The following is a 12622-nucleotide window of genomic DNA, read 5'->3' as shown; positions in this document are numbered from 1 at the left end:
CGGAAGGCCTATGTTCGCAACCGTCTTCTCCCTGCTGCTGGCTGCCACGGCGGCCGCTGCGCCCACCACCCAGGCCGTGCAGGTCCAGGCCACGCTGCCTGCACGCTGCGTCGCCGTCTACCAGGGCTCGCCGGAAGGCTCGCACCTGCTGGTCTCCGCCGACGCGCTGGAGACCCTGGCCAAGGCCGACGCCGCCGGCCTGCCGCTGGACGCGCGCATGGCGCGGATCATGGGTATGCGCGCCAAGACGCTGGTCGCCCAGGTGAAGACCGCCACGCGCGATGCGCAGGGCTGCCAGTCGCTCAGCCTGACCGAGGCCGGCGACGCCGGCCTGGCCCTGATCCCGCTGATCGAAGCCGGCCGCGTCGCGGTCTGGTCGGCGCCGCGCCAGGCGCTGGTGCCGGTGATCCGCACCGAGCAGGGCGCGTGCAGCCTGGACGCGCCGGTGGCCGGCTTCAGCGCCAGCATCGTCGGCGAACCCAAGGCCTTCCTGGTGCTGATGACCTGCATCGTCTGAGGCGCCGGATCAGCCAGTAGGCAGCCGATCGGTCAACGCCTCGAAGCGCGGCCGCAGCAGCGCGTGCAGCTGGCGGATCGCGGGCGAGAACTGCTTGCGGTGCGGACACACCAGGTGCAGCGGCACGCTTTCGCCATGCTGGGCGAAAAGCGCCACCAGGCGGCCATCGCGCACGTCGTCGCACACATCCAGCCACGACTTGTAGGCGATGCCCTGGCCGGCCACGGCCCAGCGCCGGGTGATCTCGGCATCGTCGCTGAGCAGGGCCGCGCGCATCGGCACCACCTGGCGGCGGCCGTCCACCTCGAACGCCCACTGGTCGTGGGTGCGACCGCCCAGGGTGTAGAGCAGGCCATCGTGCTGGCGCAGTTCGTCCAGCGACTGGGGCCGCCCGCGTGCGGCCAGGTAGGCCGGCGAGGCCACCAGCACCCGGCGGTTGGCCGGCGCCAGCGGCAGGGTCACGTAACGGGCGTCCTCGAACCGCCCCAGCCGGAACGCCACGTCGACCGGATCGCGGAACACATCGGTCACCTGGTCGGACAGGAACAGCCGCAGCACCAGCGCCGGATGCGCGGCGCGGAATTCGGTCAGCCACGGCAGCAGCGCGTTGCGGCCCAGGTCCGACGGCGCGGCCACGCGCAGCACGCCGCTGAGCGGGCCATCGGCCGCGCGCAGGCGCTCATGCCCGGCGTGCAGGGTGTCGAGCACCTCGCGCGCCGTCTCCAGGTACTGCTCGCCCTCGGTGGTCAGGCGCAGGGTGCGGGTGGAGCGCACGAACAGACGCAGGTCCAGCTCGCGCTCCAGCCGCTTGATCGCCGCACTGGCCTGGCCGGGCAGCAGGTTAGCCTCGCGCGCGGCCGCCGAAAAACTGCCCAGCGCCGCGGTACGGACGAACAGGCCCAGATCGTCTAGACGGATCATTTTCACTCCAGCAGTGAAACTGCTTCCCGATTGTGCGGGTTTTTCGTGGAAAAGCGCCCGTCACAATGCAGGTCTCTCCCCCGTCCACTGGAGCTGTCCCATGAAAGCCGTCGCCTACACCCAAGCCGCCCTGCCGATCGACGATCCGGCCGCGCTGATCGACCTCGACCTGCCACGGCCGCAGCCCGGCCCGCAGGATCTGCTGGTCAAGGTCCACGCTGTCTCGGTCAACCCGGTCGACACCAAGGTCCGACATCGCGCCCAGCCGACCGAACCGCGCGTGCTGGGTTTCGATGCGGTCGGCACCGTGGAGGCGGTGGGCGAGGCGGTGACGCTGTTCAAGCCGGGCGAGGTCGTCTACTACGCCGGCACCATCAATCGTGCCGGCAGCAACGCGCAGTACCAGCTGGTCGACGAGCGCATCGTGGCCCTCAAGCCGGCCAGCCTGGACGACGCCCAGGCCGCGGCCCTGCCGCTGACCGCCATCACCGCGTGGGAAGTGCTGTTCGACCGCCTGCGCATCCCCGAAGGCCAGGGCGAAGGCCAGGTCCTGCTGGTCACCGGCGCGGCCGGCGGCGTCGGCTCGATCCTGGTCCAGCTGGCGCGCAAGCTCACCCAGCTGACCGTGATCGGCACCGCCTCGCGCCCGGAGACGCAAGCCTGGGTGGCCGAACTCGGCGCCCACCACGTCATCGACCACACCCAGCCGCTGGGCCCGCAGCTCAAGGCCGCCGGCATCGACCAGGTCGATCACGTCGCCAGCCTGACCCACACCGACAGCTACTTCGACCAGTTCGTCGAACTGCTGGCGCCGCAGGGCCAGTTCGCGCTGATCGACGACCCGGCCACGCTCAACGTGATGCCGTTCAAGGCCAAGAGCATCTCGCTGCACTGGGAGTCGATGTTCACCCGCTCGGTCTACCAGACCCCGGACATGCAGGCCCAGCACGACCTGCTGACCCGCGTGGCCGACCTGATCGACGCCGGCACGCTGCGCACGACCTTCGGTGAGCACTACGGCCGCATCAACGCCGCCAACCTGCGTCGCGCGCATGCGCTGATCGAAAGCGGCAAGGCCAAGGGCAAGCTGGTGCTGGAAGGCTTCGACGACTGAGTCGCGCCGTCCGCGTCCCGCATACTCGCCCCTGGCATCACAGGGGACGACGGGGACATGGACGGTCGGCAGCAGCCACCCGCCGCAGGCGTGCGGACCTATCGCGCCACCGCGCTGGCCTATGCAGGCAGCGCGGTGATCGGCGTGCTGGCGCTGGTGTTCGCCGGCGCCGGCCTGCGCAGCGGGCAGTTCGTGCTGGCGGCCATCGCGCTGGTGGTCGGAGCACTGCCGCTGCTGGTGACCTGGCGGCTGCGGCTGGAAGTGACTTCGCGCCAACTGCGCCTGCGCACCCTGCTTGACGTTCGCACGCTGTCGTTGGAGCAGGTCAGCGCCGCGTGGATCGAAGCGCCGCGCGGCGCCTGGTCCTACTGGCGCGCGCTGCCGATGCTGGTGCTGGCCGTGCACGGCACCAAACCGCTGGTGCTCAACCTGCGCAGCCTGCCGGATGCGGCCGTGATTGACCTGGCCGAACAACTCGCCCGTCGCGGCATCGGCGTCGGCGTGGCGGACACGCCTGCAGCGCGGAGTGTCGCCGCAAGGCTCTGGCCGCCACAGAGGCCGCGCCGCTGATGGATTGTTGTGGGCGCTGCCTCAGCAGCGATTGCGCTTTCCCGGTGAAGCCACATCGCTGCTGAAGCAGCGCCCACACTTCCGGCCCTCAATTCCCAACCGGCAGTCCCGCCTGCTGCGCGCAGCCCCAGCCTGTGCAGTGGCCGGCGTAGTGCTCGGCCACGTCCTGCAGGTACTGCTCGAAGTGGGTGATCTCGGCGTGGCGCGGCAGCATGTTGGCCACCACCAGCACGGTCCAGGCCGCGTCCTCGTCTTCGTCGTCCGGCGCTTCCAATTGCACCTTCAATTCGTTGCGGAACAGGAACATCCCGCAGTCCAGCGCCGACTGCTCGGTGTCGAAATCCAGGGTGAAGTCGATCTCGCGCGGGATGCTCAGGTCATCGCCCGCACTGGCCAGGCGCCACAGCACATCGCCGTTGTCGTCGTCGGGGAAAAGCGTGGGGTTGCGCTGCATGCTGGCGGTCCTTGGCCATGGGACGGGCGGGCAGGATAGCGCCGTCCGACGCATCTGCTGAGACACCGCCCGATACACTGCGGTCCATGCAACCTGAATTCCTCATCCTGGGCGGCCTGATCGTCGCCGTCCTCATCCTGCAGCTGGCCCTGCTGCTGCGTCGTTCCAACACCACCGCGCTGGAAAACGCCCTGCGAGAAGAGCAACGCAGTGGCCGCGGCGAACTGCGCGAACAGCTCGAAGGCCTGGCCCGCCAGCAGGACGCGCGCATGGACACCTTCGCGCGCCACCTGACCGAACTCTCCACCCGCACCGACACCCGCCTGGACCAGCTGCGCGAAGCGCTGGGCGAGGACGCCCGCAAGGCCCGCGAGGAAGGCGCGCAGGCCCAGCAGCGCACGGCCGACCTGCTCGGCGCGCGCCTGCAGGACATGCGCACCCAGCTCGATGCGTTCGGCCAGCAGCAGGAGGCACGGATCCTGGCCTTTGGCCAGCAGCTCACCGAGCTGATCACGCGCAGCGACACCCACATGAAGTCCCTGCGCGAGCAGCTGGCCGAAGACGCGCGCAAGGCGCGCGGCGAGGCGGGCGAGTCGCAGCAGCGCTTCGCCGACGCGCAGGGCCTGCGCCTGACCGAACTGACCCAGCGCAACGAGGCGCGCATCACCGAGATGCGCACCACCCTGGACCAGCAGCTGCAGCGCCTGCAGGCCGACAACGCCGCGCGCCTGGAGCAGATGCGCGTGACCGTGGACGAGAAGCTGCAGGGCACGCTCAACGAGCGCCTGGATTCGTCCTTCAAGCTGGTGTCCGAGCGGCTGGAGCAGGTCCAGCGCGGCCTGGGCGAGATGCAGCAGCTGGCCACCGGCGTGGGCGACCTCAAGCGCGTGCTCACCAACGTCAAGTCGCGCGGCGGCTGGGGCGAAGTGCAGCTGGAGAACATCCTCGAACAGACCCTCACCGCCGACCAGTACGCGCGCAGCGTCAAGGTGCGCGTGGAGAGCAACGAGATGGTGGATTTCGCCGTGCGCCTGCCCGGTCGCGGCGACCTGGACACGCCGGTGTGGCTGCCGCTGGATTCAAAGTTCCCGCACGAGGATTACGAGAAGCTGCTCGATGCGCAGGAAGCCGGCGATGTCGACGCCGTGCGCGTGACCGGCGCGCAGCTGGAGCGTGCGATCCGCATCCAGGCCAAGTCGATCAGCGACAAGTACATCGCCCCGCCGCAGACCACGGACTTCGCGGTGATGTTCCTGCCCACCGAAGGCCTGTATGCCGAAGTGATCCGCCGCCCCGGCCTGGTCGACCTGCTGCAGCGCGAACACCGCGTGGTGATCGCCGGCCCGACCACCGTCACCGCGCTGCTCAACAGCCTGCAGATGGGCTTCCGCACCCTGGCGATCGAGCAGCGTTCCAGCGAGGTCTGGGCACTGCTGGGCGCGGTCAAGGGCGAGTTCGGCAAGTTCGCCGGCATCCTGGAAAAGGCCGAGAAGCAGATCAACACCGTCGGCAAGAGCCTGGGCGAAGCCAGCCGCAAGACCCGCACTATCGAACGCCGCCTGCGCGGCGTGGAAACGCTCACCGATTCGCAGTCACAAGCGTTGCTGGGGGACCTGGGCAGCGACGCTGCGGATGAGGCGGAGACGACAGGCGAAGACGACGAGGGTTGATCGCGGCGCAGCGCTCGATATCGACTCAGCGCTTGGCAACCAGCACCGGGGTCTCCCGATAGAGCGCGGGGTAGCGCTGCTTGAGGTCGGCGAGTTTGGGCGCGTCGTAATAGCGGATGTAGGCCGCACCCGGATTGAGGGTCAGGTAGTCCTGGTGATGGCGCTCGGCGGCGTAGAACGGCTTGGCCGGCTGCACCGTGGTCACGATCGGCGCGGGGAAGGTGTGCGCGCCTTGCAGCTGGGCAACGTAGGCGGCGGCATCGCGCTGCTGGTCCGGCGTGGTGGTGAAGATCGCCGAGCGGTACTGCGTGCCGCGATCCGGGCCCTGGCGATCCAGCTGGGTCGGGTCGTGCACCACCGAGAAGAACAGCTGCAGCAATTGCGCGTAGCTCACTTGGCTTGGGTCGTAGGTCACCCGGACCGATTCGGCGTGCCCGGTGCGACCGCTGCTGACAACCTCATAGTGCGCGGTGTTCGCCGCGCCGCCGGTGTAGCCGGACACCGCGCTCTGCACGCCCTTCACATGCTGGAAAACGCCTTGCACGCCCCAGAAGCAGCCGCCAGCGAAGATGGCCGTCTGCGTCCCGTCCGGCGTGCTTGCCGTGGGCGCGGTCGCCTGCAGCGGCGCGGGCACGTCGGTCGCGGTCTCTGCCGCCATCGCGACATGATTTTGCGCGGTGAAAAAGCCCACGAGCAGCAGGCCGGCAATGCCTGCCGAACAGGCGCCTGCGATCAGCTTGTCGAATGCGATGTGCATGGTGTGCTCCAACAGGGATATCAGCGGGTCAGGCAGGGGTGAAGGTCATGGCCACGCCGTTCATGCAGTAGCGCAGGCCGGTCGGCCGGGGGCCGTCTTCGAAGACGTGGCCCAGGTGGCCGCCACAGCGGTGGCAATGGACCTCGGTGCGTGCCATGCCCAGCGTGGTGTCACGATCCTCATCGACGGCATCTGCCAGCGGCGCCCAGAAGCTCGGCCAGCCGGTGCCGCTCTCAAACTTGGTGTTGGACGAGAACACCGGCAGCGCACAGCCGGCACACGCAAAGGTGCCGTGGCGATGCTCCCGGTTGAGCGGGCTGGAATAGGGGCGCTCGGTGCCGGCGCGGCGCAGCACGTTGTACTGGGCTGGCGTCAGCCGCGCCTGCCATTGGGCTTCGGTCAGGGTGAACGCGTAGGCGCTGCGGCGCGGCGCAGCGGGCGCGGGTGGCGATGCGCCACTCGCGCTCAGTCCGAACAGGGCGCCCGTTGCGGCCAGGCTCCCACCGATCAACAACCGCCTGCGGGATAGGTGCGTTTTCATATGACCTTCTACGGTCCGGGCCGCCCAGCGGATGCGGGCGTCTCTATGAAAACGTCTGGTGGCGTGCGTTATTCCCTCGGCGGGAAGGCCAGGGTTCAGGCGGCTGAATCAGCGCCTGGCCTTGCCGGGCCGAAGCGTGCGGCGACTGGCCCAGGCCGATCGGGCGATAACCCTGCCATTCCGGCGTGGGCGCGCTGCCACTGTCGTCTGCAATGCGCTGGGCGCGCAGATCGTTCCTTCCGCGGGTCTGGTCGGCCTTCAACACACCAAAGATCGAGGGCCATCGCAACGGTGCGAAGATTGGGCCGCTGGGCGACGCGCCGGGCTCACGGCACACGAGTGAACTTCATGGACAGGAGGTCGTCTGAATGCATGCGGACACAGCGATGAAGACCAAGACCGTTGCGTTCGTGCTGCTGTCATTGCTGTGCAGTTGCGAGGTCCGCGCGGGAACGCCTTCATCCGGATACAGGCGCATCGCCGCCATCGACCCGCTCCAGAATGAGATCGGGGCGTACCAGAAGGGTGGCGATTTTTTCTTCCTGAAAACGCCAGAGATCGATTGCCCGGGCATCGTGGTCGTCGATGGGGTGCTTTACGTCGATCCGCACGCCGCGGTGGGCGTGGTGTGGGATTTGGAGGGACATCCTGTCTCCGTGCCGTTGTTCACGCGTCACGGCACCTACAGGCTCATGATTTCCGACAACCTTGGAACCGAGCAGGAAGAAGCGCTTTCGTTCGAGAAGAAGGTCGAGGTCGGTTCGAAGGATCTCTACCGGACGCCAACGCCGCAGGCGGGCTGCACCCTGGATTCGAAACCGGTCGCGTTCTGAAGCGCCTCGAGGGCTGCGCGCCTGTCCGCGGTCGCCAGAGGATCAAGCGCGGCAGCACGAGACCGCAGGTCGACCAAGCCAGCCAGCACGCGGCTGCGTTCGAGTGGATCGGGGTGCCTTGCAACCCTTGCCACACGATCCCGACATCGCGCTAACACCGTCGCGGGCGTCGTGCGCTTAGACTGCGCCGCCAGCCCTCCCACTCATGCTCCGCAGGCCCCCCCATGACGACGCTTTACGACATCCCCCTCAAGACCATCGAAGACCAGCCGACGACGCTGGGCGACTATCGCGGCCAGGTGCTGCTGGTGGTCAACGTGGCGTCCAAGTGCGGCCTGACCAAGCAGTACGCCGCGCTGGAAGCGCTGTACCGCGCCAAGCACGAGGCCGGCCTGGAAGTGCTGGGCTTCCCGGCCAACAACTTCCTGGAGCAGGAGCCGGGCAGCAATGCCGACATCGCCAGCTTCTGCAGCACCGAGTTCGATGTGACCTTCCCGATGTTCTCCAAGATCTCGGTGGCCGGTAACTCGGTGCATCCGTTGTACCAGGCGCTGATCAACGCCCAGCCGGTGGCCGAAGGCGAAGGCCCGCTGCGCGAGAAGCTCGCCGGCATGGACATCAAGGTGAACCCGGCGCCGGGCGTGCTGTGGAACTTCGAGAAGTTCCTGATCGGTCGCGACGGCCGCGTGGTCGCGCGCTTCTCGCCCGACACCGCACCGGATGACGCAGGCCTGCTGGCCGCAGTGGACGCCGCGCTGGCGGCTTGATTCACGCGCATTGCCGGAACAAAAAAGGCCGCCCACCGGGCGGCCTTTTTCATGCAATGCGCGTGGCGATCAGCCGCCGCCCGGGAACATGTTGGGCGTCGGCATCGCGTCCATCGGGACGGTCGGGTTGTCGTCCTCGTCGCGCAGGTAGGCCGGCAGGTCGTCGCTGGCCTTGCCCTTGCGCCGGTTGCGCTCGCCCTCGTCGCTGATCTGGTAGTTGCGGCGCTGCAGCCAGCCGTCGCGGAACAGCGCGTACTCGTCCAGCGCGCCTTCGCGCATCGAGTCGATCGCCATCAGCTGGGTGCGCACGTCCACCAGCTGCAGGCCCTGGGTGAAGATGCGGACCTTGTCGTTCTCGATGCGCTGCACCGGCGAGAACGGCGCGTCGCCGACCAGGCCGAAGGTGTCGCGCACGGTGCGCGGGCCGAACAGCGGCAGTTCGACATAGCGTGACTGCCTCCAGCCCCACACGCCCAGCGTCTGGCCGAAGTCCTCGCTGGTGTTGGGCACCTGGTCGCGGGTGGCCACGTCGAACACGCCGCCGACGCCGGCGGTGGTGTTGATCAGGAAGCGGCCGAAGGCGTCCCAGGCTTCGCCCGGCTTGCCCTGCAGCAGGCTGTTGACCACTGTCAGCGGCTGGCCGAGGTTGTCGAAGAAGTTGTGCACGCCGTTGCGCACCGGGCGCGGCACCACCTTGACGTAGGCGGTGGCCAGCGGCTTGGCCACGCCACGATCGACGACGTTGTTGAAGGCGTGGACCTTGCGGTTCCACTTCTCCCACGGGTCGTAGCTGGGCGGCGCGCCTTCGGCCGGCGGCGGCAGGGTGGGATCGGCGACCGGGTTGTAGATCGCGCTGAAGTCCTGCTCGGCCGCGGTCGGCGGGGCGCCTTCCGGCGCCTGCGTGGCCGGTGCAGCGGCCTGGGCCGGATCGGCGGCAGGTGCGGCTTCGGCCGCGGTCGCCGGCGGGGCGATCACGGTGGAGGCAACCTGCGGCGCGGTGTCGGCCGGCTTGTTGGAGGCACACGCCGCCAGCAGCGCGCTGGACAGCAACAGGGGAGCGAGGTGCAGCGTCTTCATTTCCAAAATCCCTATGGGGAACGGGCGCGCATCAGGCGCATCCGTGGGCAATCAGGCCGGCCGAGCGGCAGGCAGGTAATCCAGTGCCGGCGTCAGCCGGTAGGCCGCGCACAGTTCGGCCAGGCCGGCCGGCGTGCCTTCCACGGCTACCGCCGTGGTGCCGGCGCCGCGCAGGCGCGTGGCCAGCGCCACCAGCAGCGCCAGGCCTGCGCTGTCCAGCGACGGCACGGCGGTCAGGTCCAGCCGCTGCGCGCCCTCAAGCGCGCGCTGGGCGGCCGGCCACAGCGCCTGGGCCGCGGCACGGTCCAGCGCGCCGCGGAACACCAGCGCGTTGCCATCCCGTTGGACCGAAGCCTGGTTCATGGGGATCTCAACGTCCGCCGTTGCTGCCGGAGGCCTGCAGGCGGCCGGCGCGCAGATCGGCGGTGACCTGGGCGATCGACTTGGTCCGCAGTGGGGCGTCGAACTGGTTCTTGAAGGTCTGCACGTAAGAGATGCCTTCGATCATCACGTCGAAGATCTTCCACTGGCCGCCGACGTTGCGCAGCAGGTAATCCACCGGCACCGGGTCGCCGCTCTCGCGCAGCATCTCGCTGGAAACACGCACGCCCTTGTTGTTGGGCAGCGGGGTCTCGGACTTGATGCGCACGCGCAGGCGCTGGTTGAAGTCCAGCAGCGACTGGCCGTAGCGCGCGGTCAGGTTGTCGGCCAGGGCATCGGCGAAGCCGTTGACCTCGGCATCGGACGCGCCGCGGCCATGCAGGCCCAGCACCAGGCGCGCGGCGTAGTTGCCGTCGAAAGCGGTGTTGAACTCGGTCTTGATGAAGGTCTTCAGCGCGGCCGGGTTGGACTTGAACTCGGCGCGGCGCTGCTCCAGCGTGGACAGCACGCGGGTGGCATTGCCCAGCACCAGGGCGCTGGCCGAGTTCTGCGCCGGGGCGGCGGCGGCGGCCGGGGCCTGCGCCAGCACGGCGGTCGGCGCGGTCGCGGCCAGCACGGCGGCCAGGGCGAGGGTGATCATGGAACGCTTCATTGGGTGTCTCCCGTGGGGGCGGCAGGCGCCGGCGCGGCTTGCGCCGCCGGCGGTGTCGCGGAATCGTCGCCGGCAGGCTTGCCACCGCCGCTGAACATGTATTTGCCGACCAGCTGCAGCAGATCCACCGCCGGCTGGGTGTAGGCGATTTCCTGGCCGGGCTTGAGCACGTCCGGGTCGCCGCCCGGGGACAGGCCAATGTAGTTCTCGCCCAGCAGGCCGCTGGTGAAGATGCCGGCCGAGGTATCCGCCGGCAGATCCTTGTACTGGCCGTCGATGCGCAGGGTCACGATCGAGTCGAACTGCTTGGGATCCAGGCTGATGTCGGCTACCTGGCCGATCACCACGCCGCCGATCTTGACCGGCGCCTGCACGCGCAGCTGGCCCAGGTTGGTGAAGCGCGCCTTCAGCTCGTAGCGGCCACCGCCGCCGAAGCCGAAGGAACGGTTGGTCGAGGCCAGCGCCAGCACCAGCAGCGAGGCCAGCGCCAGCAGCAGGAAGGCGCCGACGGCAAATTCGAGTCGTGGTCCGCGTGCGGCCATGGTTATTTCACCTGTGTACGGAACATGGCCACGACCTGGATCGAAGCCAGCTGTTTGTTGAATCCCCGCACATGGATGTGCGGGCTCTTGCGAGGGACTCGCATCATTGAAACAAAAGGGCGGAAAGAACGAAGTTCAGCATCAGCACCAGCAGCGAGCCGTTGACCACCGCGCGGGTGGTGGCCACCGAGGTGCCTTCGATCGTCGGCTCGGCGTTGAAGCCGACATACGAGGCCACCAGCGCTGCAACGCCGCCGAACACGGCCGACTTCAGCAATGCCACGCCGAAGTCGTCCCAGATATCGACGCTGCCCTGCAGCGCCGACCAGAACGTCCCGTTGTCCAGGCCCAGCACCTTGACCGCCTCGAACCAGCTGGCACTGATCGCCAGCGAGCAGAAGAAGCCGGTCAGCAGCGGCACCGTCAGCACCGCGGCCCAGAAGCGCGGCGCGACCGCCTTGGCGATCGGGTCGATGGCCATCAGCTCCAGCGCCTTGATCTGGTCAGTGGCGCGCATCAGGCCCAGTTCGGCGGCGATCGAGCTGCCGGCGCGGCCGATGAACAGCAGCGCGGTCAGCACCGGGCCCAGCTCGCGGTACAGCGACAGGCCCAGCAGCGTGGACAACGCATCGGACGCGCCGAAGGTGGTCAGCGTGCGGTAGCCCTGCAGGGTCAGCACCAGGCCCACGAACGCGCCGCCCACGGCGATGATCGGCAGCGAGCGCGCGCCGATCTTGTAGATCTCGCGCACCAGCTCGGCCCAGAAATCGCGGGTCGGCGTGGACGCACGCAGCACCGAGAGCGAGAACAGCCCGGCGGCACCCAGCGAGCGAATGGAAGCAGCAAACGCCATGACTTATGCGGCCCGCGCCGAAGCGGCGCTGTCGAAGGGAATCGGACCATCGGGCGCGCCGCGCAGGAACTGGCGCACCAGTGGGTCTTCGCTGGCTTCCAGTTCGGCCGGCGTGCCGGAGAACACCAGCCCGCCGTTGGCGATCACCAGCGCCTGGTCGCAGACCGGCATGGTTTCGTGCACGTGGTGGCTGACGATGATGCTGGTCAGGCCCAAGGAATCGTTGAGGCGGCGGATCAGCGACATGATCACGCCCGAGGCGATCGGGTCCAGCCCGGTCAGCGGCTCGTCGTAGATCATCAGCGGCGGGTCCAGCGCCAGCGCGCGGGCCAGCGCCACGCGCCGCGCCATGCCGCCGGACAGCTCGCGCGGGAACAGGCCTTCGGCCGTGCGCAGGCCGACCGCGTTGAGCTTGAGGTCCACCAGCTGGCGGATCAGCGCATCGGGCAGGTCGGTGTGGGCGCGCAGCGGCAGGGCGACGTTCTCGCCGACGGTGAGGTCGGTCAGCAGGCCGTTGCCCTGCAGCAGCACACCGACGTTCTTGCGCAGCTCGCGCAGGGCGCGGGCGCCGCGCGGGATCGGCTGGCCGAACAGTTCCACCGTGCCCGACACCGGGACCAGCTCGCCGGTCAGTGCCGCCAGCAGCGTGGACTTGCCGCTGCCCGACGGGCCCAGCACGGCGGTCACGCTGCCGCGCGGCGCGGTGAGCGTGACATCGCGCAGGATCGTGCGGCCCCCGCGTTCAAGGCGCAGGTCGGCAAGGCGGATGGTCGGTGTGGAGGCAGTCATCGGCAGGGGTGTGGAGGCCTGGTCGGTTTGGGGCGGCGCGCGTGCCGTGGGCAAAACGACGCAACAGCTTCGTTGCCCCGCCCTGAATAAAACCGCACTGGTCAGTATGCTTATTGTGACAGATCGGACACCCTCGCTGGCACGGGCCGAATGTCATGCCCCACGGGACGCGCTGTTGCGCAGG

Annotated in this window: 16 protein-coding genes; 6 read left to right on the top strand and 10 right to left on the bottom strand. The window is 68.8% G+C overall.

Annotated elements, in window-relative coordinates; translation table 11 throughout:
- Window positions 1-10: 10 nt before the first annotated feature.
- Complete coding sequence (locus tag BMZ17_RS17105; protein ID WP_093141482.1) at window positions 11-517, top strand: hypothetical protein; 507 nt, start codon at window positions 11-13, stop codon at window positions 515-517.
- A 9-nt stretch (window positions 518-526) separates the two neighbouring features.
- Here BMZ17_RS17105 and BMZ17_RS17100 read toward each other — a convergent pair whose 3' ends face one another.
- On the bottom strand, window positions 527-1438 hold the full coding sequence (locus BMZ17_RS17100; protein WP_093141478.1) for a LysR family transcriptional regulator: 912 nt from the start codon (window positions 1436-1438) through the stop codon (window positions 527-529).
- Between the two features lie 100 nt (window positions 1439-1538).
- On the opposite strand from BMZ17_RS17100, the gene BMZ17_RS17095 reads away from it, so the two are divergent.
- Together BMZ17_RS17095 and BMZ17_RS17090 are read left to right on the top strand one after the other, a co-directional pair.
- Window positions 1539-2552, top strand: a complete 1014-nt coding sequence (locus BMZ17_RS17095; protein WP_093141474.1) for a zinc-binding alcohol dehydrogenase family protein — start codon at window positions 1539-1541, stop codon at window positions 2550-2552.
- A gap of 57 nt (window positions 2553-2609) precedes the next feature.
- Entirely contained in the window at window positions 2610-3122 is a 513-nt protein-coding gene (locus BMZ17_RS17090) for a hypothetical protein (RefSeq protein WP_093141470.1), read from the top strand.
- A gap of 88 nt (window positions 3123-3210) precedes the next feature.
- Here the strand turns inward: BMZ17_RS17090 and BMZ17_RS17085 are convergent, their stop codons facing one another.
- On the bottom strand, window positions 3211-3576 hold the full coding sequence (locus tag BMZ17_RS17085; protein ID WP_175485654.1) for a ribonuclease E inhibitor RraB: 366 nt from the start codon (window positions 3574-3576) through the stop codon (window positions 3211-3213).
- 86 nt (window positions 3577-3662) lie between these two features.
- Between BMZ17_RS17085 and rmuC the strand changes: the two genes are divergently transcribed.
- Window positions 3663-5246: a DNA recombination protein RmuC gene (rmuC, locus tag BMZ17_RS17080; protein WP_093141462.1), complete on the top strand. Its 1584-nt coding sequence runs from the start codon at window positions 3663-3665 to the stop codon at window positions 5244-5246.
- 25 nt (window positions 5247-5271) lie between these two features.
- On the opposite strand, the gene msrA is transcribed toward rmuC, so the two are convergent.
- Both msrA and msrB read right to left on the bottom strand, forming a co-directional pair.
- The gene (msrA, locus tag BMZ17_RS17075) at window positions 5272-6003 is read right to left on the bottom strand and encodes a peptide-methionine (S)-S-oxide reductase MsrA (RefSeq protein WP_093142350.1); all 732 of its coding nucleotides are present in this window, start codon (window positions 6001-6003) and stop codon (window positions 5272-5274) included.
- Window positions 6004-6031: 28 nt separating this feature from the next.
- Entirely contained in the window at window positions 6032-6544 is a 513-nt protein-coding gene (gene msrB, locus BMZ17_RS17070) for a peptide-methionine (R)-S-oxide reductase MsrB (RefSeq protein ID WP_093141459.1), read from the bottom strand.
- Window positions 6545-6930: 386 nt separating this feature from the next.
- Here msrB and BMZ17_RS17065 point away from each other — a divergent pair, with 386 nt between their 5' ends.
- Window positions 6931-7377: a hypothetical protein gene (locus BMZ17_RS17065; protein WP_139202992.1), complete on the top strand. Its 447-nt coding sequence runs from the start codon at window positions 6931-6933 to the stop codon at window positions 7375-7377.
- 224 nt (window positions 7378-7601) lie between these two features.
- Entirely contained in the window at window positions 7602-8144 is a 543-nt protein-coding gene (locus BMZ17_RS17060; protein ID WP_093141452.1) for a glutathione peroxidase, read from the top strand.
- Window positions 8145-8213: 69 nt separating this feature from the next.
- On the opposite strand, the gene BMZ17_RS17055 is transcribed toward BMZ17_RS17060, so the two are convergent.
- From BMZ17_RS17055 to BMZ17_RS17030, 6 genes are all read right to left on the bottom strand, one after another.
- The gene (locus tag BMZ17_RS17055; protein WP_093141448.1) at window positions 8214-9221 is read right to left on the bottom strand and encodes an MlaA family lipoprotein; all 1008 of its coding nucleotides are present in this window, start codon (window positions 9219-9221) and stop codon (window positions 8214-8216) included.
- A 51-nt stretch (window positions 9222-9272) separates the two neighbouring features.
- The gene (locus BMZ17_RS17050; protein WP_093141444.1) at window positions 9273-9584 is read right to left on the bottom strand and encodes an STAS domain-containing protein; all 312 of its coding nucleotides are present in this window, start codon (window positions 9582-9584) and stop codon (window positions 9273-9275) included.
- Window positions 9585-9591: 7 nt separating this feature from the next.
- Window positions 9592-10254, bottom strand: a complete 663-nt coding sequence (locus BMZ17_RS17045) for an MlaC/ttg2D family ABC transporter substrate-binding protein (protein ID WP_093141440.1) — start codon at window positions 10252-10254, stop codon at window positions 9592-9594.
- Window positions 10251-10796 carry an outer membrane lipid asymmetry maintenance protein MlaD gene (gene mlaD / locus BMZ17_RS17040; RefSeq protein WP_093141436.1) on the bottom strand — a complete coding sequence of 182 codons (546 nt, stop codon included), beginning with the start codon at window positions 10794-10796 and terminating at the stop codon, window positions 10251-10253. Before mlaD ends, BMZ17_RS17045 begins: the two co-directional genes overlap by 4 nt.
- Before the next feature lie 103 nt (window positions 10797-10899).
- Window positions 10900-11649 (bottom strand): MlaE family lipid ABC transporter permease subunit, encoded by a 750-nt coding sequence (locus BMZ17_RS17035; RefSeq protein ID WP_093141433.1) that lies wholly within the window; start codon window positions 11647-11649, stop codon window positions 10900-10902.
- A 3-nt stretch (window positions 11650-11652) separates the two neighbouring features.
- Window positions 11653-12438 (bottom strand): ABC transporter ATP-binding protein, encoded by a 786-nt coding sequence (locus BMZ17_RS17030; protein ID WP_093141430.1) that lies wholly within the window; start codon window positions 12436-12438, stop codon window positions 11653-11655.
- Window positions 12439-12622 lie beyond the last annotated feature (184 nt).

Source organism: Pseudoxanthomonas sp. GM95 (genome assembly GCF_900109775.1).
In the GTDB taxonomy this organism is placed as follows: domain Bacteria; phylum Pseudomonadota; class Gammaproteobacteria; order Xanthomonadales; family Xanthomonadaceae; genus Pseudoxanthomonas_A.
The sequence above is the reverse complement of the archived record's forward strand: the minus strand, read 5'-3'. Positions and strand labels throughout refer to the sequence as shown.